Source organism: Streptomyces sp. NPDC056738 (assembly GCF_042790435.1).
GTDB lineage: Bacteria > Actinomycetota > Actinomycetes > Streptomycetales > Streptomycetaceae > Streptomyces.
Genome location: NZ_JBHTZF010000005.1, coordinates 174,626 through 199,028, shown reverse-complemented (window position 1 = coordinate 199,028; position 24,403 = coordinate 174,626). Strand labels below are relative to the sequence as shown.

16 protein-coding genes are annotated in these 24,403 nt (G+C 71.9%); 8 read left to right on the top strand and 8 right to left on the bottom strand.

The window, feature by feature from the left end:
* Positions 1-390: 390 nt before the first annotated feature.
* Positions 391-7,380, top strand: a complete 6,990-nt coding sequence (locus ACFRIC_RS14950) for a glycoside hydrolase domain-containing protein (protein ID WP_382785908.1) — start codon at positions 391-393, stop codon at positions 7,378-7,380.
* A gap of 26 nt (positions 7,381-7,406) precedes the next feature.
* Here the strand turns inward: ACFRIC_RS14950 and ACFRIC_RS14945 are convergent, their stop codons facing one another.
* A complete protein-coding gene (locus ACFRIC_RS14945; RefSeq protein ID WP_382784758.1) occupies positions 7,407-8,126 on the bottom strand; it encodes an LUD domain-containing protein in 720 nt (239 codons plus the stop codon).
* A 164-nt stretch (positions 8,127-8,290) separates the two neighbouring features.
* On the opposite strand from ACFRIC_RS14945, the gene sigJ reads away from it, so the two are divergent.
* Positions 8,291-9,238 (top strand): RNA polymerase sigma factor SigJ, encoded by a 948-nt coding sequence (gene sigJ / locus ACFRIC_RS14940; RefSeq protein WP_382784755.1) that lies wholly within the window; start codon positions 8,291-8,293, stop codon positions 9,236-9,238.
* Positions 9,239-9,272: 34 nt separating this feature from the next.
* On the opposite strand, the gene ACFRIC_RS14935 is transcribed toward sigJ, so the two are convergent.
* Together ACFRIC_RS14935 and ACFRIC_RS14930 are read right to left on the bottom strand one after the other, a co-directional pair.
* Positions 9,273-11,996, bottom strand: a complete 2,724-nt coding sequence (locus ACFRIC_RS14935; protein WP_382784752.1) for a glycoside hydrolase family 5 protein — start codon at positions 11,994-11,996, stop codon at positions 9,273-9,275.
* Positions 11,997-12,289: 293 nt separating this feature from the next.
* Positions 12,290-12,724 carry a VOC family protein gene (locus tag ACFRIC_RS14930; protein WP_382784749.1) on the bottom strand — a complete coding sequence of 145 codons (435 nt, stop codon included), beginning with the start codon at positions 12,722-12,724 and terminating at the stop codon, positions 12,290-12,292.
* Positions 12,725-12,932: 208 nt separating this feature from the next.
* On the opposite strand from ACFRIC_RS14930, the gene ACFRIC_RS14925 reads away from it, so the two are divergent.
* Positions 12,933-13,703, top strand: coding sequence for a polysaccharide deacetylase family protein (locus tag ACFRIC_RS14925; RefSeq protein ID WP_382785905.1), 771 nt, complete (start codon positions 12,933-12,935; stop codon positions 13,701-13,703).
* Between the two features lie 253 nt (positions 13,704-13,956).
* On the opposite strand, the gene ACFRIC_RS14920 is transcribed toward ACFRIC_RS14925, so the two are convergent.
* Entirely contained in the window at positions 13,957-14,163 is a 207-nt protein-coding gene (locus tag ACFRIC_RS14920) for a hypothetical protein (protein ID WP_382784747.1), read from the bottom strand.
* 327 nt (positions 14,164-14,490) lie between these two features.
* Positions 14,491-15,279, bottom strand: coding sequence for an MBL fold metallo-hydrolase (locus tag ACFRIC_RS14915; RefSeq protein ID WP_382784744.1), 789 nt, complete (start codon positions 15,277-15,279; stop codon positions 14,491-14,493).
* A gap of 157 nt (positions 15,280-15,436) precedes the next feature.
* On the opposite strand from ACFRIC_RS14915, the gene ACFRIC_RS14910 reads away from it, so the two are divergent.
* From ACFRIC_RS14910 to ACFRIC_RS14900, 3 genes are all read left to right on the top strand, one after another.
* The gene (locus tag ACFRIC_RS14910; protein ID WP_382784741.1) at positions 15,437-15,964 is read left to right on the top strand and encodes a DinB family protein; all 528 of its coding nucleotides are present in this window, start codon (positions 15,437-15,439) and stop codon (positions 15,962-15,964) included.
* 280 nt (positions 15,965-16,244) lie between these two features.
* Positions 16,245-17,459 carry a glycoside hydrolase family 3 N-terminal domain-containing protein gene (locus ACFRIC_RS14905; protein ID WP_382784738.1) on the top strand — a complete coding sequence of 405 codons (1,215 nt, stop codon included), beginning with the start codon at positions 16,245-16,247 and terminating at the stop codon, positions 17,457-17,459.
* Positions 17,460-17,517: 58 nt separating this feature from the next.
* Entirely contained in the window at positions 17,518-17,901 is a 384-nt protein-coding gene (locus ACFRIC_RS14900) for a VOC family protein (protein ID WP_382784735.1), read from the top strand.
* A 30-nt stretch (positions 17,902-17,931) separates the two neighbouring features.
* Here the strand turns inward: ACFRIC_RS14900 and ACFRIC_RS14895 are convergent, their stop codons facing one another.
* From ACFRIC_RS14895 to ACFRIC_RS14885, 3 genes are all read right to left on the bottom strand, one after another.
* Positions 17,932-18,573 (bottom strand): hypothetical protein, encoded by a 642-nt coding sequence (locus ACFRIC_RS14895; RefSeq protein ID WP_382784732.1) that lies wholly within the window; start codon positions 18,571-18,573, stop codon positions 17,932-17,934.
* A gap of 283 nt (positions 18,574-18,856) precedes the next feature.
* Positions 18,857-21,271 (bottom strand): ABC transporter permease, encoded by a 2,415-nt coding sequence (locus ACFRIC_RS14890; RefSeq protein ID WP_382784730.1) that lies wholly within the window; start codon positions 21,269-21,271, stop codon positions 18,857-18,859.
* The gene (locus tag ACFRIC_RS14885) at positions 21,268-21,960 is read right to left on the bottom strand and encodes an ABC transporter ATP-binding protein (protein WP_382784726.1); all 693 of its coding nucleotides are present in this window, start codon (positions 21,958-21,960) and stop codon (positions 21,268-21,270) included. The genes ACFRIC_RS14890 and ACFRIC_RS14885 overlap by 4 nt, the downstream gene beginning before the upstream one ends.
* Positions 21,961-22,319: 359 nt before the next feature.
* On the opposite strand from ACFRIC_RS14885, the gene ACFRIC_RS14880 reads away from it, so the two are divergent.
* Positions 22,320-23,585: a sensor histidine kinase gene (locus ACFRIC_RS14880; RefSeq protein ID WP_382785902.1), complete on the top strand. Its 1,266-nt coding sequence runs from the start codon at positions 22,320-22,322 to the stop codon at positions 23,583-23,585.
* The gene (locus ACFRIC_RS14875; protein ID WP_382784723.1) at positions 23,582-24,286 is read left to right on the top strand and encodes a response regulator; all 705 of its coding nucleotides are present in this window, start codon (positions 23,582-23,584) and stop codon (positions 24,284-24,286) included. Before ACFRIC_RS14880 ends, ACFRIC_RS14875 begins: the two co-directional genes overlap by 4 nt.
* The last annotated feature ends 117 nt before the right edge of the window (positions 24,287-24,403 follow it).

Here is a 24,403-nt window from a genome sequence, read left to right as displayed (position 1 = left end):
CCCCGACCCAGGCCACGCACGCTGCCACCCACACCGCTCCCCCGCTCACGCCGCTCCCCCGCTCACGCCGCTCCCCCGCTCACGCCGCTCCCCCGGTCGTCGCCTTCGCGGCTCCCGCCAAGTGCCCGCCGTACGCGTGCCGTTCGCCCTCCGTACGTCTGGTCCGTGTCTCATTGCGGGCGGTCGTGAACACGACAGGGCGCAATCCGGTGCAGGGGTGCCATTCTGTTGGTCCACTTCCGTCTCACTCCGGGTCGCACGCCCGGCGCCACGAAGCGACAACGTTGTCTTTCGACGAGGCGCGGCCCGTGTGCGCGCCCGACCGTGCGTGCGTATGAGCGACGCTGGAGAGGTCACGTGCCCAACAGATCCCGTCCCCCCGTGCCCCGCGTGCTCCTTCCGGGGACCGCCCGCAGCGGCCGTCGACGACTGCGCGCGACAGTGGCCGCCCTACTCACCGGGGCGCTCGTCCTCGCCGCATCCGTCGGTGGTACGGCCGTCGCGGTGCCCCTCGCCGTCACGTCCACGGCCTCCGGCGGGACGTCCGGCGGCACCGACTACACGCGGCTCGTCGACCCCTTCGTGTCGACCGCGGGCGACGACGGCAACGATCTGCCGGGAGCCCAGGCCCCACACGGTCTGGCCAAGGTCAACCCGATGACCACGCCGGGCCGGAACCACTCCGGATACGACTACGACGAGGACCACATAGCCGGGTTCACGGCCACGGACCTCGACGGCGTCGGCGGCTCGGGAGGCGGGGGTGACCTGCTCGTCGTCCCGACGTCCGTCCGGTACGACAAGCGCCCCTCCCCCGGCACGTACGCGCACACCTACAGCCACGACGACGAGAGCGCGACACCCGGCTCGTACCGGGTGGGGCTCGGAGCCGTTTCCGGGACCGCCTCGTCGGTGACGCAGGACTCCGGCACGGTCAAGGCCGAGGTGACCGCGACGACGCGCACGGCGCTGGAGCGGTTCGACTTCCCCGCCGGATCGGCCCCGGAACTCGTCCTCGACCTGGCGAACAACTTCACCAGCCGCACCCGCTCGACCCTGAAGGCGACGACGCTCCCGGACGGGACCACGTCGATCGGCGGACTCATCGCGGGGTCGTTCAACGGCGCGTCGTACCAGCTCTATTACAACGCCACGACGAACGTGCCCGTGACCTCGCTCAAGAGCTGGGGCGACGACGGCGGGCTGAGTGACGCCACCGCGCGGGACGGCAAGGACACCGGCGCCGTCCTCGCGTTCGACCCCGCCGCGGGGAAGGACATCGAACTGCGCGTCACCCTGTCGCCGATCAGCGCCGAACAGGCCGCGACCGACCAGCTCGACGAGGTGGGCGGCCTCACCTTCGACCAGGCGCGCGAGCGGACGCGGGCCGACTGGAACCGTGCGCTCGGCGCCGTCGACGTACAGGCCTCCGCGCAGGCCGATCCCGGGTCGACACTGACCAAGGAGTTCTACACGCACCTGTACCGCATGTACGCGCTGCCGGTGAACGCGACGAGCACCAGCGGGACGTATCGCGGAGTGGACGGAGCCGTGCACAAGACGAACGGCTTCACGTACTACGACGGTTGGTCCACCTGGGACGACTTCCGCAAGTACTCGGTCGAGGCGTACATCGACCCGTCCACCTACCGGGACATGGTGCAGTCGCTCGTCGAACTCTTCGCGGACGCGCACACCGCCGGCAAGAGCCTCGGCAGCCTCACCCACTCCGTCCCCACCGTGCGCTGGGAGCGCTCGGCCGTGCTCGTCGCCGACGCGCTGTCCAAGGGGTACAAGGACTTCGACCGGCTGGACGAGGCCTATCCCGCGCTGATGTCGTACGCCGGGTACTACACGGGGGCGCAACTGCGCCAGGGTTACGTCACCGGGGATCCGGGCACGACCGTCCAGCGCGGCTACGACCAGTGGGCGCTCTCCGTCATCGCCGACGCGCTCGGCAGGAAGACCGACGCGGCGAAACTGCGCACGCAGGCCACCATGGCGATCGACAACCTCGTGCGGCCCGGCGCCTGGACCGCGGCCGACGGCACCGGAGTCGGTCTGCTCACCCCGCGCGCCGCGAACGGCGACTGGCAGAGCGCCGACCACGAGAAGTTCGAGGCGGCCGGGCTCTACCAGGGAACGCTCTGGCAGTACCACTGGTACGACGCCTACGACATGGGCGGTCTCATCAAGGCCATGGGCGGCACGAAGGCGGGCAGGGCCGCCGTGGAGCACATGTTCGGCGAGGACTCCGGCGCCGACGACGGCTCGGCCATGCTGCACTCCAACGCGAACGAGATCGACCTGCAGGCCCCGTACCTCTTCAACTACGTCGGCGAGCCCAGCCTGACGCAGAAATGGGTGCGCGCGATCTACACCGGCACGACCTGGAACCGCTACATCGCGACGGGTACCTCGAACGAAGCCCCCAGCTCCGGCGGCGAGTTCCGACCGCCGGTCAGGACCCAGGTCTACAAGCTCTCCCCCAAGGGCTTCCTGCCGACCATGGACAACGACGCCGGCACCATGTCGACCATGTTCGTCGGCGCCGCCCTGGGCCTCTTCCCAGTGACCGCCGGTTCCAGCCAGTTCCAGATCGGCAGTCCGTTCTTCGACTCCACGACGATCCACTACGCGAACGGCGCCCGGTTCACGGTGAAGGCCGACGGGGTGTCGCCCGACGCCTACTACGTGCAGAGCGCGACCCTCAACGGCGCCCGTTTCGGGAACACTTGGCTCGACTACTCGCAGATCGTCTCGGGCGGAACCCTGGACTTCACCATGGGCTCCAAGCCCTCCCCATGGGGCGCGAAGACGAGGCCCGCCTACTCCCTGGACACCGACGCGGGTGACACGGGTGGCGGCGGCACGGGAGCGGGCCGGGGCGACACCGTCGTCTCCGCCGCCCCCGGCACCGTGGAGACACGGGCCGACGGCACCGTCGCAGGCGGCGTGAGGCTCACCCTGTCCGGCCCCGCCGAGTTCGCGGCCCGCAAGGGCACCAGCCTGACCAGGACGGGCGCGGCGACCGTGACGGGCCTGCCGGGCGGGGTCACGGCGGATCTCCGCGTCGACGGCTCGCGTACGGCGACGCTGTCACTGAGCGGCGGCACGCGGGCCGACGCCCGCATCGGCATCACGTTCCAGGACGCGGCCTTCGCCCACGGCGTGCCGGCCTCGACGGTGCGCGGCACCGGCACATCGCCCACCGACCCGCTCCGCCTCTCCGCCGCCGCGGTGCATCGCAAGGCGCTCGGCACGCTCGTGGACCAGGCCTCGCTCGTGCGCGCCGGCAACTACTCCGACGGCTCGTGGACCGTGTTCCGGGCCGCGCTGGAACGGGCGCGGACCGTCCTCGGGGACAGCGCCTCCGCGACGGGCACGCTCATGGCCGCGGACGACGCGCTGCGGTCCGCCGCCGACGCGCTCACCATCGACGAGGGCGGCTACGCCGTCCTGCAGGCCGAGGCCCCCGACCAGAAGGAGGGCCCCAGCCTCGTGAGCGAGGCGTACTACTCGGACGGCGACCTCGGCGGCGTCACCGAGGGCGCCTGGGAGCGGTTCACCGCGCTGGACTTCGGCGGGGTCGCGCCGCGCAGCGTCTCGGTCCGCTACGCCAACGCGCAGGCCACGACGGCGAAACCGAGCAGCGTCGACGTCCACGCCGGTGCCGCCGACGGCCCCCTCGTCGCGAGCGTCCCGCTCCCCGGTACCGGCGGCTGGCAGTACTACAGCACGGTGCGGGCGGCCGTCACCGACCCGGACGCCCTGCTGGGCGCGTCGAGCGTCACGTTCGTCTTCCACGCGCCGTCCGGACAGCAGTGGGTGTCGAACTTCGGCTGGTACCAGTTCTCCCCGTACGAGGCCTCCTCGTCCTCCGCGACCACGCTCGCCACGCTGACGGCGCCCAACAGCACCACGAACGGCGGCGGTTCGCTCCCGCTCAACCTCGCGAACGGCGTCTTCGAGAACACGACGAACGGCGCGTGGGCCGAGTGGAAGGACACCGACCTCCGCGACGGCGCCGACACCGTCACCGTCCGCTACGACAAGCCGCAGTCGCGCGCGGCGTCGGACTCGCGCATCGAGTTGCACCTCGGTTCGAAGGACGGCCCGAAGAGCGTCGACATCCCGCTCGACTACAGCGGATCGGGCTGGGGAACCGTCGCCACCACGACCGTACGGCTCGATCCTGGCCTCTTCAGGGGCGTCCAGGACGTGTACGCCGACTTCGTCTCCAGCACTCAGAATGCCTCACAGCCCTACGTCGCCAACGTCTACTCACTGACGCTCACTCAGGAGGCCGACGCGTCCTTGGTGTTCGACGCCACCGCGTTCCGTTCCAACAGCGGCGGCGGGCTCAAGAGCGAGCCGGTCGGCTGGACCGGCGCGGGATCCACCACCGACCTCGGCGGCACCTACGCCGGAGCCTGGCTCGACTACGGCGACCTCGACTTCGGCGGTTCCCCGAAGAACACCGTCACGATCACCTACGTCAACAACTCCGCCCGCTGCGGCACCGGTTCGGCCGTCCAGCTCTACCTGGACTCCTTCGACGCGGCCGCCCCCGGGACGCCGTACGCGACCGTCCCCCTGCCGGTCACGGGTGCCGCCTGGTCATCGGGAGGGACGACGAGCCTGACCCTGCCGAAGGCGGTCACCGGCCCGCACGCCGTCCATCTGCGTCTGGTGACCACCCCGGACGCCTCGCACCCGTACGTCGCGAACCTGGGTCGGATCACCTTCACCCATGTCGGGACGCCCGCCGTCACGGACAAGTCCGCGCTGCGGAAGGCCATCGACCAGTACGCCGGGCTCTCCACCGAGTCGGAGCGCTACGACACGATCGACTTCGGGGTGTACCGGCGCGAACTCGCCGCGGCGCGCACCCTCGTCGACGCCGACGCCGTGACCCAGCTGGAGGTCGACACCCGGACCCGTGGTCTCACCCTCGCGGCCAGGCAACTCATCCCGCTCCCGAGGCTGAGGCTGGAGGAACTGGTCGCGACCGCGTCGGCCCTCGACGACGCGCGCTACACGGACGCGTCGTGGACGGCGTTCTCCGAGGCGCTCGCCGCGGCCCGGACCACGGTCGCGGACGCGGCGGCCTCCGACGAGACCCTCACGGCACGGTACGCCGGGCTCGACCACGCCCGGGACGCGCTCACCACCAGGCCGAAGGCGGTGCCCGCCGTGCCCGCGGCCGTGTCGGCGACCTCGTCCGGCACGAGCGTGACCGTGGCCTGGTCCGCCCCCGGGGACACCGGAGGCTCACCGGTCACCGGTTACAAGGTCACCCTCGACGACGGTCACCAGGTCGAGATCCACGACCCGGCCGGCCGGCGCACCACGTTCACCTGGCTGCGGGTCGGCAGGTCGTACACGGCCCGGGTCCGGGCGGTGAACGCCGTCGGCACCTCGCGCCCGAGCCCGGCCACCGCCCCCGTGGTGACCGGGGGCGGCAAGCCGCAGAGGCCGACCGTGAGCAGCGTGGTCACCGACGGCAAGCGGGTCCGCGTGAGCTGGCGGCCGGCCGGCGACGGCGGATTCCCGGTCATCGGGTACACCGTGGTCCTCGACGACGGAACCACCGCGCACGTCCCCACCACGACGGAGACCACCCTTCTCACGGCCGCGGGCAAGGCGAAGACACACACGGCGACCGTCACCGCGGTCACCCTGGCCGGAACCTCCGCCGACACCGTCGCGCCCGCCTCGAAGACGGCGGCGGACACGGCGGACGCCTCCGACCCGGTGTACGAGCCGTCCCCCTTCCCGGACGACACACTGAACGCGACCTACACATCCGACAGTTGGCCGACCACTGGCGACGGAAGCGACTACTTCGACAACCTGCTCAACGGGTTCGACGACCTGGACACCGGCGTCCGCGCCGTCAACACCAAGGTCCCGAACGGCACTTCACCGACCGCGGAGAACGACAGGATCGCCGTGGCCGTCAACAACGCGGCCACCCAGGCGGAGGTGGACCGCGCCGAGGTGGACGCGACCCACAGCGCCACCGTCACGATGGCCGACGGCCTCGGCTCCCGGCTCGGCCGGATCTACGGCGACGCCCTGAGCGGCGGACGGCTGCCCAAGACCAGCGCGCTGTTCTCCCGCGTCACGAAGGGCCTCGACGGGGTCGACGCGGCGAAGAACCGCTACGGCTACCAACGCCCTTACGTTCGGCTCGGGTTCGTCGGTGCCGGGGGTGCTGTCTACGAGTCGCAGGACGGCTCGTACAACAGCCTCGCCACCAGCGGCTCGTACCCGAGCGGCCACACCTACGGCGGCTACGAGGCCGGGACCGTGCTCGCCACGCTCCTGCCGGAACTTGCGCCGTCGATCCTCGCCCGCACCTCGGAGTACGGGGACAACCGCGTCGTCCTCGGGTTCCACTACCCCCTGGACGTCATGGGCGGCCGCATCACCGGACAGGCCACCGTGGCACACCGCTGGGCCGACCCCGACTTCCGCAAGCTGCTGCTGGAGGCCCACACCGAGATCGAGAACGTGCTGCTCGCACGGTGTGAGCAGGAGGGGTACGGCGACACGCTCGCGGCCTGCGCGGGCGACCCGTACGCCGGTCTGAACACGACGCAGGACGTCGCCCTGTACACCCGGCGCCTCACCTACGGCTTCTCCCAGGTGGCGAAGCCCGGACAGACGCTCAGGACACCCGCCGACGCGGCGGCCCTGCTGACCACTGCCTTCCCGGACCTGACCACCGAGCAGCGCGTCCAGGTCCTGGAGCAGACCGCGACGGACTCCGGGTACCCGCTCGACCTCACCGCCGACGGCGGAGCGAGCTGGCAGCGGATCAACCTGGCGGCCGCCATGGCGGCACACGTCGTCGTGGGCGCGGACGGTTCGGTCACGGTGACCGACTTCGCCGACGCCACCAAGGCGAGTGTCGCCGACGCGGACTCGATCAGGGTGGGCGGCGTCCCCATCGACGGCTTCGATCCGGGCGGGTCCACGTACGTCGTCGACTGGCCTAAGAACAAGAGGATCCCGGCCGTCTCCGCCGTACCGGCCCGGTCCGGCGCACGGGTGCGGGTCACCGACGGCGGGCCGGTCCTCTCGTCGGCCGGCTCCCGGTTCGTCAACCGCACCATCAAGGTGACCTCGGCCAACGGTTCGGTCAGCCGCACCTACACGGTCGGGTTCCGGCTCACCGACCGCGACGACCGGCCGGTCGTCGCCGGCGGGAACGGCGGCGACCGGGACGACGGAGGAGCCGGCCCGTGGCTCCCCGGTGGCAGCGGAACAGAGCCCTCCGGCGGCACGCGCCTCTGGTCGCCGGGGAGAGAGTGGGCCGAGCGCCTCGGCGTCGCGAGGCCGGCGGGAAGGACGGGACGACGTGCCGACTGACCATCGGGCGGTCGGCTCACGGCGGTTCAGAATCCGATGGCCTCGCGGAGCAGCAGGACGGTGGCGCGCCCCGGGTGGGGTTCCGCGTTGAGGACGAGCAGGCGATTGAGCGCGCTCGGCACGCCGTAGACCTTCCGGGCGCGCTCGTCCTCCAGCGGGACGCAGTACTCGTCGACGCGGCGCAGCGCGGTCTCCAGGTCGGGCACCACCTTCTGCGCTCCGACCACCAGGATCACGCGGGGCGCGGAGCCCGCGTAGGCGGGCAGTTGGCTTCCGCTGGCCGACGCGGCCACCAGGGAGCCGGTCTCGGTGACCGCGGCGACACTGCCCACCACGACGTCGGGGCAGGCGAGCATCCGCCAGATCTCGGCCATCTGGGTCGCGCGGTCCATGGCCGTTCCGCGCGCCTTGACGGAGTCGTACCGACCGCTGTCGTTGATGTCCTCGTCGATGCCGGACAGACGGAGGGTCTCGCTGGCCACGGTGAACACCGCGGCGCCCTCGGGGATCAGGTCCTTGACGCGGGCCCGCGCCGCGGTGGCGTCGTCGAGGATCTCGACGTCGAAGTTCTTCTCCTTCAGAGCGGCGGCCACCCGCTCCAGTCGCTGGTCGTCGACGGGGTCGGTGAACGAAGGCGCGGCGGTCGCACGCGTCTCCGCGGTCTCCTGGCCCGCAGGTGTCTCCGGGGTCTGCGCGGTCGCCGGGGTGTCCGGGGTCTGCGTGGAACCTGATGTCGAGGCGGTCATGATGTCTCCGGCCTTCCAGTCGCTGAATGATGGGTCGTGTGTCGGTCTCATCCCTTCGACAGGACAGGCCCGCGAAATGTGAGGTGCGGCTCCGGCCTCACATTCCGGTGCGCTGTCTTGTCGAAGGGGTGACAGCGGATGCGACCGAGGGAGTTGTCGACACCATGACCACCCGATCCGAGCCCGGGCAGGGCCGGCCCGATCCGGGCCTGGACGCGATCGTGAGCGAGCGGCGGCACCTGATCAATCTCGCCTACCGGCTGCTGGGCTCCCTGACCGAGGCCGAGGACGCCGTCCAGGAGACGTACACGCGCTGGTACGCCATGTCCCGGCAGGAGCAGGACGCCATCGAGTCCCCCGGAGCGTGGCTGACGACCGTCGCCAGTCGGGTCTGTCTCAACGTGCTCGGCTCGGCACGGGCGCGGCGGGAGACGTACGTGGGTGAATGGATCCCCGAACCGCTGCCCGGGCGCACGGAGTGGATCAGCGGGCGGCCGGGCGGTGCCGTCGTCGACCCGGCCGACCGGGTCACCTTGGACGAGTCGGTCGGTCTGGCGTTCCTGGTCGTGCTCGAATCGATGACCCCGGCCGAGCGGGTCGCGTTCGTCCTGCACGACGTCTTCTGCCACTCGTTCGCCGAGGTGGCCGAGATCGTCGGCCGTACGCCGGCGGCCTGCCGTCAGCTCGCCTCCTCGGCCCGCCGCCGTGTCCGGGCCGCGCGCCCGGCCGCGGCCCCGGCCACCCCGGCGAACCGGAGCACCGGTGTCGTCAGTGCCTTCAAGGAGGCCTGGGAGGCCAAGGACATCGACGCCCTCATCGGACTGCTCGACCCGGACGCCACGGCGATCGCCGACGGCGGCGGTCTCGCCCAGAGCTTCCTGCGCCCGATCGAGGGCGGCGAGCGGATCGCCCACGCCTGGGCCGGGCTCGCCGAGCGGAGGCCGGACGGCATGACGCTCCTGGAGCGTACGGTCAACGGTCAGCCGGGCCTGGTGGCCCAGCAGGACGGCGTCATCGTGACGGTGCTCGCGTTCGAGGTCGTCGGCGACCGGATCACGCACATCTGGGTCATGCGCAACCCCGAGAAGCTGCGTCCCTGGACCACCGGTTGAGCGCGTCCGGTCCCGCGTCGGCCCGCGGCCGCTCCTACGACACCTGGAGCGTGTAGCGGCCGGAGGTGTGCGCGGTGAGGCGCCAGCCGCCGGGCCGTTCCGTGGTCCGCATGCCGGAGAGGCCGCTGCCCTTGGCCTCGGGGCGGCCCGGTCCGGGAACCCACACGTCCAGCGTGCCCGTCCCGGAGCCGGACAGCCTCAGGTCCCGCTCGGTGCGCGAGGACCGCAGGGAGCCCAGGCGGCCGGGAGCGCTGCGCGGGTAGGCCTGGGAGAGCGCCGTGGTCTCGAAGGCCGGGCTCGCCAGCGGCTTGCCGTCGGGGCAGGTGTACAGCACGACACCGCCGCCGGAGGTGCTGGCCTCGGGGTCGTTCTGCGGATCGCCGCAGGCCTTCTTCCACACCCAGATCGCCGAGCCCAGCGCGTCGGCGTTCTGCCGGTCCAGGAAACGGTCGAACCGGGAGCGGAAGGCGTCGGGTTCACCGAACCAGCCCCACTCTCCCGACCACAGCGGTGTCCCGTACGCCCGCGCGGTGCGCTCGGCGGCGGTGTAGCCCTGCTCGATCGAGGTCAGGGTGACGCCCAGGCCCTGGTCCATGGTGATCGACTCGCTGTACAGGTGGGGCGAGAAGACGAGCAGCGGGTCGTCGGCGAACCCGGCCGGCGGGGTGGTGTCGAAGCCGAGTCCCGACCACAGGATCGAGGGCTCGAAGAACACCAGGTGGTGGAAGCCACCGGCCACCTTCGACTCCGCGGCCCGGATCGAGGTGATCGCCTGCTGGTAGAGACGGCCGAGCAGGATCGAGGAGGTCACGCCGGGCGCGTTGCCGGGGCCGGGCTCGTTCAGGAGGTCGTAGCCGGCGACCGCGGGATCGTCCGCGAAGGTCTTGGCGAGGTGGCCCCACATGCGGGCGAACTCGGTGCCGATGCCGTCGGTGTCGTCGTAGAGGTTGGTGAACGCCTGCTGCACATTGGGCGAGAGGTCGCGTCCGAGGAAACCGCAGGCCTTGGCGCCGTCGGTGCGGGTCGCCCATTTCGGGGCGCCGTCGTTGCCGAACTCCGGTGAGGCGTTGGCGCGGCACCGCGTTCCGGGAGCCGCGCTGACGTACTTCGAGAAGGTGTCCTGGTGCATGTCGAGGACGGTGTGGATGCCGTGGGCGGCGGCCTGGTCGACCGCGGTGCGGATCCGCGCCAGATACGCCTCGTCGAAGACGCCCCGCTTCGGCTCCAGGGCCGACCAGGACAGGGCGAGGCGCTGGACGTCGAATCCGTACCGTTCCATCTGGGCGTAGTCGGAGTCCTTCAGCGGCCACACCGTGGGCTTGGCCGGGTCGGGCTGTCCGTAGTCGATGAGCTGATTGACGTTCACACCGCGGAGCAGCACCTGCCGCCCCTCGCTGTCGCCGATCACCGGGGACTGCCCGTCCTCGCGCAGCACGGTCAGCGGCAGCAGCCCGTCCCGGTCGCGGCCGGCGGCCTGCGTCTGCGTGCCGACGGCGGCCACGGCCGGTCCCGGTACGAGGGTTCCGGCGGCGAGCGCGAACACGGCGGCAACGGCGACGGGTGGCGCCCATCGGACGACCAGGGCGAGGGCGCCGCCGGCCGAGGGCTCCGTCCTGCGCCGCCAGGCCAGTTCCGCGACCCAGGGCACGCACACGACGCCGGCGCACACGCCCGCGGTCACGCCCCCCGCGACGCGTACGAGGCCGGACGCGACCGGGAAGAGTGCCCCGCCGAATCCGTTCAGGCATCCGTCGAGAACCCACAGCGGGACGCTGCCGAGCACACCCGCCGTGACGAGGGTGGTGGCGAGCGACCACAGCGTCACGCCGGTACGGGCCCGGGTCAGGCCGGGCGACACCACTCGGCGCCAGAGTCCGATGCTGGCCAAGACCGCCGCGACGCCGCTGAGAAGCGTGGCCGTCACGAAGCCGCCGGGTATCGGTCCGGCGGCCCAGGCGAACACCCCGGTCCCCGACTGGAGCGCCACGGCGGCACCGGCGGGCAGCCAGGCGAACCCGGCGACCGGGTCGAGACCGGCACGCGACGCCCCTGCGGAACGCTCGGTGCGCTTGCCGCGCTCACCGGCCCCGGCGCCGGCCTCAACGGCCTTGCCACTCCCGGGGCCTTCGCCGCCCTCACCGGCTGTGTCACCCTCGGCGCCCTCGCCCGCCGGGGAGGCATCGCCGGTCCGGGAGACGGCCTTGGAGACGTCGTCGGCCTTGGAGGCCTTGGCGAGTTGGGCGGCCTCGCGGTGGAGGCGCCACACACCGATCCGGTACGACGCCGCCGTCAGGCCCGCGACCAGCGGCCCGAACACGGCGTACTTCGCGCCGGTCAGACCGCACTCCGCGAGCAGCGCCCCGGCCGTCGGGAAGATGTGCAGCCCGCCCGGTCCGGCGATCGCCAGCAGCAGCACGCTGTAGGCCAGCTTCGCCAGGAACGCGACCAGGACCAGACTCGACCACACCCCGCCGAAGACCCATCGTGCCCTCGCCTCGGGAGCCGCGGCACGCACCAGACGGTGAACGGCCACCGCACTGCCGACGATCAGCAGGGGCAGGAACACCACGGTGGCCCAGGCAGGGCTCGTGGCACCGCCGGGTACGAAACCCGCGTCCGGCCAGTTCTCCGGAGCGAACAGTCCGGTCCCGTCGGCATGGCCGAGGACGGCACAGAGAACCGCGAGAACCACCACGGTGGTGAGGGATGCGACGCCGGCGAGCAGACGGCCGCCGCGCTGATCATCGGCAAGGGGCATGGATGGAGAAGATAAGGCAGCCCCGAGGTCGCGCGGAAGGCCTGTGATCAGGAATTTCTCCGGGTCCACGAGGCTCGGACCGGCTGTGGACCGGGCGCCGGAGCAGAACCGCTCGACGCGTGCGTTCCGACGGCACACGTGCTCGGATCCGAACTCCCGCGCCCGGCCTGGGAGTCACCGGATCCGGCGCCGGCACCTCCCTGGGAGCCGAGGTCCCGCCGCGAGGGCGCGCCCCCCGTACGAACGGCACGAAGCCCGCGCCATCGACGCGGGCTTCGATCCCATACCGTTGTTCAGTCGAGACAGAACTCGTTGCCTTCGATGTCCTGCATCGCGATGCAGGACTCGTTCTCGTCGTCGGCGATCAGCGTCTGCACATGGGTCGCGCCGAGCGCGATCAGTCGCTCGCATTCGGCCTTCAGGACGGCCAGACGCTCGTCGCCCACGAGGCCGGTGCCGGCCCGCACGTCGAGGTGCACCCGGTTCTTGACGACCCTGCCTTCGGGAACGCGCTGGAAGTAGAGCCTCGGGCCGACACCCGAGGGGTCGACGCACGCGAACCACGAGCCCCGGTCCTCAGGGGGCCGCGAGGCCTCGTAGTCCTCCCACGTGGCGAACCCCTCCGGCGGTGACGGCACGACGTACCCCAGCACCTCGCACCAGAAGCGGGCGACGCGCTCGGGGCGCTCACAGTCGAAAGTGACCTGGAACTGCTTCACGGATGACATCGGCCCACCGTAACAGGGCGGTACGACGGCCGAACTGTCCGCAGGAACGGCCCTGTTGGCATGGCGTCGGGCCGTTCTCGCGACGCCGTGTCCGCATTTCCTCCCGGAATTGTCCGTGATCGGTAACAGACGCATCCCCCGGCGGCCGGCGCTCGTCCTGCCAGGTGGTCGGTGGGCGACCGAGGAACTGCGGGAGAGCGGGGCGGACATGGCACGGCACGTCAGCAAGCGGGGCTGGTACGGCAAGGTGGCCGCGGCGGCACTTGGGGTGACGGTGCTGGCCGCCGGTGCGTCGGTGTGGACCGCGCAGGCCGGTGCCGTGAACGACGCGTCGCCCCGCCCGGCCGCGTCGGCACAGCAGTCCGCCGTCAAGCCGGTGGCGGTGACGATCGCGCACGCCTCGGACAAGGGGGCGAGCGGCGTCAACATCACGATCGACGACGGCCCCGACCCCGTATGGACTCCTCAAGTGCTCGACGTCCTGCGCGAGTACGGGGTGAAGGCCACCTTCTGCATGGTGGGGACCCAGGCGCAGGCGCACCCCGACCTCGTGAAGAAGGTGGTCGCCGCCGGCCACCGGCTGTGCGACCACTCGGTGTCGCACGACACCACCATGGACACCAAGTCGCAGGCGTACCAGTCTGAGCAGATACTCGACGCCGAACGCATGATCACCAAGGCGTCCGGGGGCGTGCGGCCGATGTACTACCGCGCGCCGGGCGGGGCCTTCACCCCCTACAGCCGCAAGCTGGCGGCTTCGCGGGGCATGCGACCGCTGGGCTGGAACGTGGACTCGAAGGACTTCGAGCGGCCGGGCACGGACGCGGTCGTCGCCACGGTCGAGCGGGAGCTGCCCAACGGGCCGACGCTCCTCTTCCACGACGCGGGCGGCGACCGCTCCCAGACGGTCGAGGCGCTGCGCCGGATCCTGCCCCGGCTGAAGGAGCAGGGGCACACGTTCGGCTTCCCGGTGCGCTGAGCGCCGGCTCGGCATGGCCCTTCCGGCGCGCGTCCGAGGCGTGAGTTCCCGGCAGGGCCGGCCACGGAAGCGCGGACGGCCCGGTGACGGACGGCAGACCGTCGCGCGGAACGCGGCGGATCGTCACGCCGAAGGTGCTGCGGACCGTCCCCCGGAAGGTGCTACGGCCGGGCCCCTGTCACCAGCGCCGCCCGGAAGCCGACGGCTTCCGGGCGGTCACGACGCGTCAGGGCAGGCCCGCCCTGTAGGCGGATCAGCGCTGCTGTGTCCCGGGCGGAAGGGCCAGGCCGACGGGAGCGGCGGGCCAGGAGCCCTCGGCCGCGACGGGAGCGGAAGTCTCGAGAGGCGGCATCACCCGCTGCAGGTCCCTGCGAATCTGCTCGGCCTCACCTCGGACCTGCGCGGGAACATCACCGCGCTCGGCGACGAGCTGGCGGTAGATCGGGGCTTCCTGGAACACGGACAACGCGTCCTTCCTGTCGGGCCTCGCGCCGGACACGGAGGCGGTTGCCGAGTGTACGGGCCTCACGGCCACCTCCGTTCCAGCGCCGGACCCCGGCGCCCCCACCGCACGCCTCCCGGCCCTCGACGGACCCGGAACGGGGCTGCTGCTGCGGTCCCCCAGGGAACCCAACAGCCCGCGAAAAGGCGGCCTTTCAGCCTCCGCCGCCCTCCCCATACCGCGCCGAATGTGCGGCTGGCCACACCGACGCGGCAGGACCCGACGAAGGCCCCGAATCGCCACCGTGGCGGCGACGCGTTCGCACAGGGGGCTCAAGCAGCGGCCTCACGGCCGGCCAGGCGTCCCGTCGGGCTCGCTTCTCCGCGTGAGGTGCAGGAACTGTCGTTCGTGCACGTCGGGCAGCCAGTCCTTGCCGTAGGTGGACGGGCCGAGCCGGGGGTCGTCGGGGGCCCGGGCGTCGCGCACGGCGTGTACGTAGGCGCGGTCCTGGGCGATCCGCGCCCGGACCTCGTCGGCGCGGCCGACGGACCCGTGGCCGGGGACGACCGCATCGACGTCGTCCGCCACGTCCTCGAGCAGAGTCAGCGCGGCGAGGTAGCTCCCGATCGGGTCCGCCGTGTCGGTCAGGTCGAGCATCGGGATGAGCACGTCGGAGAGCATGTCGCCGGCGACGAGAACGCCGCGTTCCTCGATCAGCAGTGCCGCATGGCCGGGGGCGTGCGCGTCGTGTTCGACGATCCGGACGGGAGGGCCGTCCCAGGGAATCCGCGCGGTCCCTTCGGGCAGCCCGGAAATATGGCCGAGCAGGTCCAGGGGTACCTGCTCGACGATGTCCGGCGGAATCATCGTGGCCACGCGGGCCATCGCGCCCTCGGCCGACAGCCGCTCCCGGACCGTGGCCGCGCAGCGTGCCGTGCCGTAGCGGGGCGCCGAGCCGAGGCCGGTGTGCCAGAGGAGGTGGTCCCAGTGGGGATGCGTGGAAAACCCCGCCACGACGGTCTGTCCCGCCTCGGCCAGGTCGTTCGCGAGGCAGACCATTTCGTGCTCCTGCACCCCGGCGTCGATGAGCAGCACACCGGCGCGGCCCTGCACGACGACGGCGTTGGTCCGCATGAACTCACTCTCGTGAACCAGCACACCCTCCGCGACCCGCTGAAGCACGGCAACCCCTTCCGCTAGCGGTTTGCACCCCGCACCGAGACCGTAGTACCTGCCGCACCCATTTCCTGCTCAACACCGACTTTCTCCCTCAACACCGACAGGTGGTGCCATGTACGACCTCACCGCGCTGCTGCGCGAGTACGACCGGGCCCGCGTCTACACCGACGAGCTGTGGCGGGATCTCACGCCGGACGAGGTGGTCTGGCGGCCTCATGAGGATTCCAGTGCCATCGGGTGGCATCTCGGGCATCAGGCCCACGTCGCCCACTTCATGATCCGCAATCTGACCGCGGCGGAACCCAGCCCCGATCCGGAGCTCGACGGGATCATGGATTCGGCGAACCCGGAGAAGTTCCGTGGGGCGCTGCCCACGGTCGAGCGGCTCTCCGCGTTCCGTGGCGCGGTCGCCGAACGCGTGCATGCCCGTATCGGCGACATCGCGGCCGGGAACGTCGGCGCGCCCGCCCAACTGACCGTCGTCGCCGGCCATCTGATGACCACGCTCATCAACCACGAGTACCAGCACGACCAGTGGATCGGCGAGGTCCGGGCCGACAGTCTGGGCCACGCCCTTCCGCCCGACCCCGAATCGGACCGGCTCAGTCGCGTCGACGGCTATCTCGTGCTCGACGCCTAGGGCCACCCGGCCTGTCGGGGCAGCGGTGGAAGTCCCCCACCACCCCCACTACGCTTATAGGGACAAATGTGCCGCCGCGCTGTCCACCGCGCCGCCTGCCTGTCCTGGGAAGGTGTGCCGACCGGGCTCCGCGCAGACTCGCGAGCACGCGTCGAACCCGCCGAAAGGCGGGGCCGCACGCCCGGACTCAGCCGATGTACGCGGAGGTACCCTGGATCAGGCAACTGACTTCCCGCTCACGATGCAAGCGGTCCCCAGCAGGCACCTTCGGAGTATCTTCATGGCATCCCACCAGTCGCCCACCCGTCGCCCCGGCGTCAGCCGACGTGTCTGGCTCGCATCCGCGCTGGCGGTGTCGCTCGCCGCGGCGGGAGTGGCGGGTGTGCAGGTCTCGCGGGCCGCCACCATCGATCCGTCCACACCGCTCTCGAAGCTCGCCGCGTCCACTTGTGCCGACAGGACGTACTCGGCGATGACGACCGCCCAGCGCGTCGGTCAGCTCTTCATGGGAGGCGTGACGCCGTCCGCTCCGGACAGCAAGCGGATCGCTCTCATGCAGCAGTACCACGTCGGCTCGGTGTTCCTCGCCGGGCGCAGCAAGGCCGGGACGGCGGCGACCAAGAGTGTCGTCGACGGCCTGCAGGCGAAGGCGGACACCGTGGCCGGGCATCGTGTGGGCCTCCTGGTCTCGACCGACCAGGAGGGCGGTCAGGTGCAGGTGCTGTCCGGCCCCGGTTTCTCGACCATCCCGAGTGCGCTGACGCAGGGCACGTGGACGACGACGCAACTGCGCAGCGCGTCGGCCGGGTGGGCCAAGGAACTCAAGTCGGCCGGCGTGAACCTGAACCTCGCGCCCGTCGCGGATGTCGTGCCCGCGAGCCTGGGCACCGGCAATCCGCCGATCGGCAAGTTCAACCGCGAGTTCGGACACACCGCCGCGGTCGTGGCCCCGCACAGCGACGCGTTCCTCGAGGGCTCCTTGCAGTCCGGGGTTCTGGCCACGCTCAAGCACTTCCCCGGGCTCGGCTATGTGCGCGGCAACACGGACACCACGGCGGGCGTCGTGGACTCGGTGACGACCAGCACGAGTTCGAGCATCACGCCGTTCAAGTCGGGCATCCAGGCCGGGGCCCCGTTCGTCATGATCTCGTCCGCGACGTACAGCAAGATCGACGCGAAGAACCGGGCCGCGTTCTCCTCGACGGTGATCCAGACGCTGCTGCGCAAGAACCTGGGGTTCAAGGGCGTGGTCATCTCGGACGACCTCGGGAACGCGGTGGCGGTGAAGGCCGTGGCCCCGGGCGACCGCGCGGTCAAGTTCCTCTCCGCCGGCGGTGACGTGGTCCTGACGGTCGAGCCGAACCTGATCCCGGCCATGACGAAGGCGGTGCAGAGCCGCATGACGCAGAGCTCGGCCTTCAGCACGCAGGTGAACCAGAGCGTCCATCGCATCCTGAACGCCAAGCAGAAGGCGGGCCTGCTCACCTGCAGTTGACCCGTGTCGGCTCCGGAACGTGCGCGACAAGATCCGAGTCATCGGGCAAGCTGCCGTCATGAAGTCGCGAACGGGTGGCATGTGGTGGGGTACGACGATCGAGGCGCCGGACCCGAGCGCCTTGGCGTCGTTCTACTCCGAACTTCTGGGCTGGCCCGTCGGCCACGAGGAACCGGGGACGGCCGTGGTCGCCGCCTCCCCGCAGGGACCGTTCCTCGTGTTCCAGCGGGCCGAGGGCTACCGGGCTCCGGTGTGGCCCCCGGTCGACGGGCGGCAACGCCCGATGATGCACTTGGACTTCCAGGTCGGCGACCTGGACGAAGCGGTAGCCGAGGCGGTCGCCCTGGGCGCCACGGTGTCGGATTCCCAGCCGCAGGACAACGTCCGCGTCCTCCTGGACCCGGCCGGCCACCCGTTCTGCCTGTGCCTCGACGGAGAATAACCCCGCCAACCCGAGTTCGCCCGGGGCCCGTCAGACCAACCGCCAGATGACGAAGTACCCACTGCCGGCCCGGCCTTGCACCTCTGCCCGGACCCGCGCGACCAAGGCGATCGCCTCATCCATCAACCGGACGCGGGCCTCGTCCCGCTCGGACCAGGTGCTCCACGCCGACCCCGTTTCGGTGGCGACGTCGCCGACCACACCTTCGGACTCGGTCCAGGTCACCAGCTTCGGCAGCCGCGGACCGTCCGTGGCGACGACTCCCACGACGAGTCCGATGAGCCTGCCGCGGAGAGCCGCGTACCGCACGTGGACGGCATCGGAGGCGTACAGGTCGAGCAGGTTGTCGACACCGGGGGCAGTGTTCCACTCCTCGACGGCCAGGTACGGCTTGGTCGCCTCGTCCATCTCGTCCAGTGCTGCGAGCAGTTGGTCGGCCCACTTCATCAGGGCGAGGTATGCCTCGGCTCGCCTGTCGCGCAAGTCCTGTGCGTGCGAACGCTGCTGAAGCGCCTCCTCCTGTGCGCTGGACAGTCGCTCCTGCGCTTCGAGGGCGTCACGCGTGTTCTCCCGCTGCGCGCGCAGGGAGAGCAGCGTCGTCACCAGACTCGCGGCGACGGCCAGCCCCGCGATTCCCGTGGACGCCAGACTCACGACGGTTTGGGATTCCACGTACGCCAGTCCTCCCGTTCAGGGAAGCCGAAAAACCAACTCCGGGCCCGCCGAGTCGACGTGCCCTCCATCGCCGAACTGGTCTACCCAGGCAGGGCCCGAGCCATTCGGTCGACCATCGCCAGGGGACCGTCGCCGAACGTGGAGCGCTGTCCACCGCCCGGCGACCGCCACCCGGCCCAACCTCGCCGAACCCGGCCCCCGCGTGGGCGGTTCGTGCCCCGACGCCGTACGGCCCCACCTCCGTGGTTCGTTGGGCGGCCGTACGGCGTCGAGGGAGGGGTCACTCGGTGCGCAGGGCCGTGGCCGTACGGACCTTGGCAGCCCATCCCGCGGGGGCCATGGCGCCGATGAGGGCGACGAGCACCCCGGCCAGGCCCAGCAGCACCAGTTGCGTGCCGTCGTACACGTCGAGGACCGACGGCGGCAGGCGGGTGCCGGCGGCCTCTCCCATGACCGGCAGGACGTAGTCGTGCAGCGCGAACCCGGCCGGGACGCCGATCAGTCCGCCGACCACGCCGATGCCGGCCACCGAGGCGAGCACGAGACTCACGGTCTGCCGGGGGGACATGCCGAGTGCCTTGCAGACTCCGAGGTCGTGGACGCGCTCGCGGGTGTCGAGGACGACGGAGTTGAGAACGCCGAGGCCCGCCACGGAGACCAGCATCAGGGTGAGCAGCGCGGCCATCGCCTCCAGCAGGACGATCATGTTCTCCCCCTCGGGGGCGGACTCGGCGAAGGCGGCACCGCCCAGGGGCTCGACCACGGCGGCGAGCTTCCCCGCGTACTCGGCGGGTGACACCCCCGGCTCGACCTCGATGTGGAAGACCCCGGGCTCCGCCTTCGAGAAGCTCGCCAGGTCCGCGTGCACCTGCATGCCGTCGTCCGACGTGTCGAAGGCCTCGCCGACGATCCGCAGGCTCACCGTCTCCTTCTGGAAGGTGACCCGCACGGACTCGCCGATCCTGGTGCCCGTCCGCTCCAGGAAGTGGGTGGGCACCACGACCTGGCCCCGCCCGGTGATCCAGTGCCCCGCGATCATCTCGTAGGCACCGGCGCGGGAGTCACCCTGGTAGAGGGTGGCCCGGACGGTGCCGGAGATCCCGGCCACCGTGGCGTCGCCCGACGCCGTGCCGTAGTACGAGGCGGTGCCGGACTGCTTCGCGATCGCGGCACGCACCGCTTCCGGATCGGCCGACGGCTGCCGCTGGTTCGACCCCGAGGGGGCCTGGGCACGCCCGGAACCGGCCGCGGGCGCCTGCTGCACCCGACCGCCACCGGGACCCGAGCCGCCTGCCCCGCTGATGGCGGTGACATCGGCGCTGTTCTCGGGATCCTGCGCGCTCGCCACCGCGTTGAGGGACTGCGTCAGCCCCACCGCGAAAGTCGCCGCCACGGTCCCGAAGGTCACCGCCAGCACCATGGCGATCGCCCGGACAGGATGCGCGAAGGGACTCGCGAGGCCGTACGTGACCGGCCGGGGCAGCGGGAGCCGCCCGGCCGCGCGGTGCGCCCACTGACCGCGCGTGGTGCGCGGCGCCCTGCCGACGGCGATGGCCTCCACCGTCCGCAGCCGCCCGGCCCGCAGCGCGGGCACCAGCGCCGCGACCGCCACCACGAGCAGAGCGCCGGCCGGCACCACGACATCCACCCACCAGGCCACCGACAGCGACACGGTGCCGTACACGGACTCGGTGTCGTTCAGCAGCGGCACGGCGAGCAGATTGCCGAGGACGACGCCGAGGGCGATGCCGGCCGCGGCGGGGATCAACGCCTGGGCCACATAGGCCCGTACGACCTCGCGCGGGGTGAATCCGATGGCCTTGAGGATGCCGATGCGACGCAGACTGGTGCCGACGGCGCCGCTGATGACGCTGCCGACGATGATCACCGACATGACGATGCCGAGGACACCGAACGCGAACAGGAACGGGATCGTCGCCGCCGCACCCTGATCGGCGGCACGCTTGGTGTCCAGCCACGACTGCGTGCCGACCAGCGCGCCGGAGGGCAGAGCGGCGGCGAGCTTCTTGCGGTCGGCGGTGATCTGCGCCTTCGTGGCCGCGGAGTCGAAGCGGTAGAGCATCTGGCTCGCCAGGACGCTCTCCCCCGTGGCGAGGGACCTGACCTGGGCGGGCGTCGCCCAGACGTCGGCGCTCCCGCTCGCGGACAGCGCGAAGCCGACGACGGTCAGCGTGCGCGCGTCCGAATCGTCGGAACTCTTCAAGGTCGCACCGAGTACGAGATCCGGCCCCTGGAACGAGGCGGACAGCACGATCTCACCCGAAGTGCGGGGCCACCGGCCCGACTTGAGGTCGAGCGCGTCCACGTCCCTCCCGGGACCGGGCCGTCCGACCAGGGTCAGCGCGGGCAGGTGTCCGCCGCCCTGGCCGATCGGGTTGATCGTCGTGGACGGGAAGGGTCCCGCGCTCGCCGTGACCCCCTCCAGGTGGCGGGTGCTCGCCAGTTGGGCCTCGTCGGCCCGTTTCGGGTCGAGCTGGGCGACGAGGTGCGCCCCGTGCTGCCGAGCGAAGGCGTGGTCGAAGGGCGCGTTCGTGGCGACCATCAGCGAACCGGCGACCACGGCCGAGGCCACCGCCATCATGGTGGCCACCGCGATCACCAGGGTCTGGACGCGTCGCCTGCCGACCCCGGAGCGCACGACCCGCCCGAGGGCGCCGTTGCCGAACCCGGTCATCGGACGGCCTCCGCGCGCGTGTCGACCGCGACCTTGCCGTCGACCAGATGGATCGTGCGCTGCGCGCACGCCCGGGCCAGCTCCAGGTCGTGCGTGACCAGGACGACGGTCTGTCCGCCGCGGTGCAGGTCCACGAGCAGCTCACGGACCTCCTGCCCCGACGCGCTGTCCAGCGCGCCGGTCGGCTCGTCGGCGAGCAACAGCGCGGGCTTGTTCACCAAGGCCCGTGCCACCGCGACGCGTTGGCGCTCTCCTCCGGACAGCCGTCCCGGGTAGGCGCGGGCGTGCTTCTGGATTCCGAGCACCTCCATCAGCTCTCCGGCGCGGGTCGCCGCCGCCCGGCGGGCGGTGCCGGTCAACTGGGCCGGGAGCTGGATGTTGTCGGCGACGGTGAGGTCGTCGAGCAGATTGAAGAACTGGAAGACCATGCCGATCCGTTCGCGGCGGAACCGGGCCAGCGCGTGCTCGCTCAACCGGTCGATGCGCTGCCCGGCCACGGTCACGGTCCCCTCGCTCGGCCGGTCCAGACCGGCGACGAGGTTGAGCAGGGTGGACTTGCCGCTGCCGGACGGCCCCGTCACGGCCAGGGCCTCGCCCTCGGCCACGCCGAGATCGACCGGTCCGAGCGCCGCGGCGTCGGCGCCGCCGTACCGCTTGGCCACGCCCTCCAGTTCGATCACGTGATTCATGGGTGTGTCCGTCCTTCGTGGTCGGGAAGCCGGTGCCCTGAGCGGGCTCGGTGAACGTACGGGCGGACGCGACGGCGGCGCGTCGGCCGCGGCACCGACATACGGCCCTCCCCGCGGAGGACCCGGCGGCGGGGTCATCCTCGAGGAGTACGCCTGGCGGTCAGGTGTGCCGGTCACACAGGTGGACGTGGACCCGTGCTCCCGGGCCGCACAATGTGCGGATGGAGAAGGAGGAACCGTACGGGCGGCGGTACGACACGTCGTGGGCGGGCCCGTGGCGAGAGCGGGCCGGCCACTGGCGTGAGCGGGCCGGCGACGTGCTGAGGCCGGGAACGTGGTGGGCGCGTCTCCGCGACGCGATGCGGCCGGAGGGCGAGCCCGCCCCGCTGTCCCGGCGCGCGGTGCGTCTGGACGTGGTGCTGGCGGTCGTCCTGACCGTCGTCGCGCTGATCGTGGCGGCGCGCTACCCCGGGGACGGGCCGGTACGGATCAGCTCCCGGGCCGTGACCGAGGGCCGGGACTCGATCCCGTACCCCCCGACCGTTCCCGAACCCGGGCCGATGTTCGAACCGGCGACCGAGCCCAGGTCCGCGCCCTGGGTCCTGGTCGTGCTGTCCGCGCTGCCGCTGGCGGCCCGGCGCAAGTACCCGCTGCTCGCGTTCGGAGTCATCGCGGTCGCCGTACTGGCCCTGGCGGACGGCGTCTCCTGGATCAACGTGCTGACCTGCAGCATCGCCGCGTACGGAGCGGTGGCGCACAGCCGCTACCGGACCCGGGCGCTGGCCGGGCTGATCGTCGCGGCCGTACTGGCCGGTCTCGCCTTCCGGAACGCGGATCCCATGCTTCCCGGCTGGTCGAGTCCCGCCGTGGTGCTCCTGGTCGTCGGGGTGCTGGCGAGCCTCGTCCGGCTCGGACGCCTGCGGCTGGAAGCCAGCCGAAAGCGTTTCACGGACCTCCAGCAGGCCCAGGATCAGGCCATGCGCCGGGCCGTGGAGGAGGAACGCGCCCGGATCGCCGCCGAGCTCCACGACGTCGTCACCCACAATGTCAGCGTGATGGTCATACAGGCGGGCGCGGCACGCAAGGTGATGGACGCGGCGCCGGAGCGGTCCAAGGAAGCGCTGCTGGCGGTGGAGGCCGGGGGCCGCGCCGCGATGGCCGAACTCCGCCATGTGATGGGCCTGCTCGCGGGCACCGAGGCGGGCGCCGACACTCCCGCCGACGGCCTGGAGCCGCAGCCCGGCCTCGGGCAGCTCGACGCCCTCGCCGAGCGGGTGCGGGCCGCCGGAACTCCGGTGGGCCTGACCGTGTCGCTGCCACCCGGACCGCTGCCTCCCGGGGTGGAGCTCACGGCGTATCGCGTCGTCCAGGAGGCGCTCACCAACACGATCAAGCACGCGGCGGGCGCGGGCGCCGCGGTGTCGATCGGCTTCGCCGGCTCCTGGCTGGAGATAGAGGTCACCGACACGGGGGCGGTACGGGACTCGCCGCCGGTCGACGGCAACGGCCGCGGGCTGATCGGGCTGCGCGAGCGGCTCGCGGTCTACGGCGGCAGGCTCACCGCCGGGCCCACGCCCACCGGCGGATACCGGGTCACGGCCCGCGTCCCGTGGGAGGCGGTGTGAACGGGCCCGCCCTGCGCGCCGTCATCGCGGACGACCAGGCCCTGGTGCGTACCGGTTTCGGGATGATCCTCGCCGCCGACGGGATCGAGGTGGTGGCCGAGGCGGCGGACGGCGCCGAGGCGGTCGACGCCGTGAGACGCACCCGTCCCGACGTCGTCCTCATGGACATCCGCATGCCGCGGATGGACGGCATCGAGGCCACCCGGCGCATCCTCGGCAGCGGCCTGGAAGCCGCCGACGGCTCCCCCGGCACCCGGGTCGTCATCCTCACGACGTACGACCTCGACCACTACGTGTACGCGGCGCTCACCGCCGGGGCGAGCGGGTTCCTGCTCAAGGACGTCACCCCCGAGCACCTCGTGGCAGCCGTACGCCTCGTGCGCTCCGGCGACGCGCTGCTCGCGCCCACGATCACCCGCCGGCTGATCGAGCGCTTCGCTCAGCGCGAGGAGTCCCCGCGGACCGGCCTCCACCGTGACCTGTCCGGGCTGACCCCGCGCGAACTGGAGGTGCTGCGCCTGCTGGCGACGGGCCTCAGCAACGCCGAACTCGCGGACCGTCTGTTCCTGAGCCCGACCACGGTGAAGACGCACGTGGGCCGCATCCTGTCGAAGCTCGATCTGCGGGACCGGGTGCAGGCCGTCGTCCTCGCCTACGAGAGCGGGCTGATCTCACCCCAGGGGCCGGCCGGCCCCGGCTGAGGCCGCCGGTCGCCGGTCGCGGGTCGCGGGTCGCGGGTCGCGGGTCGCGGGTCGCGGGTCGCGGGTCGCGGGTCGCGGGTCGCGGGTCGCGGGTCGCGGGTCGCGGGTCGCGGGTCG

Bases quoted from the DNA above. Each gene is read 5' to 3' on its own strand.
- ACFRIC_RS14945 (WP_382784758.1), bottom strand. From the start codon at position 8,126: ATGACCGCCTCGACATCAGGTTCCACGCAGACCCCGGACACCCCGGCG.
- sigJ (WP_382784755.1), top strand. From the start codon at position 8,291: ATGACCACCCGATCCGAGCCCGGGCAGGGCCGGCCCGATCCGGGCCTG.
- ACFRIC_RS14935 (WP_382784752.1), bottom strand. From the start codon at position 11,996: ATGCCCCTTGCCGATGATCAGCGCGGCGGCCGTCTGCTCGCCGGCGTC.
- ACFRIC_RS14930 (WP_382784749.1), bottom strand. From the start codon at position 12,724: ATGTCATCCGTGAAGCAGTTCCAGGTCACTTTCGACTGTGAGCGCCCC.
- ACFRIC_RS14925 (WP_382785905.1), top strand. From the start codon at position 12,933: ATGGCACGGCACGTCAGCAAGCGGGGCTGGTACGGCAAGGTGGCCGCG.
- ACFRIC_RS14915 (WP_382784744.1), bottom strand. From the start codon at position 15,279: ATGCGGACCAACGCCGTCGTCGTGCAGGGCCGCGCCGGTGTGCTGCTC.
- ACFRIC_RS14910 (WP_382784741.1), top strand. From the start codon at position 15,437: ATGTACGACCTCACCGCGCTGCTGCGCGAGTACGACCGGGCCCGCGTC.
- ACFRIC_RS14905 (WP_382784738.1), top strand. From the start codon at position 16,245: ATGGCATCCCACCAGTCGCCCACCCGTCGCCCCGGCGTCAGCCGACGT.
- ACFRIC_RS14900 (WP_382784735.1), top strand. From the start codon at position 17,518: ATGAAGTCGCGAACGGGTGGCATGTGGTGGGGTACGACGATCGAGGCG.
- ACFRIC_RS14890 (WP_382784730.1), bottom strand. From the start codon at position 21,271: ATGACCGGGTTCGGCAACGGCGCCCTCGGGCGGGTCGTGCGCTCCGGG.
- ACFRIC_RS14885 (WP_382784726.1), bottom strand. From the start codon at position 21,960: ATGAATCACGTGATCGAACTGGAGGGCGTGGCCAAGCGGTACGGCGGC.
- ACFRIC_RS14880 (WP_382785902.1), top strand. From the start codon at position 22,320: ATGCGGCCGGAGGGCGAGCCCGCCCCGCTGTCCCGGCGCGCGGTGCGT.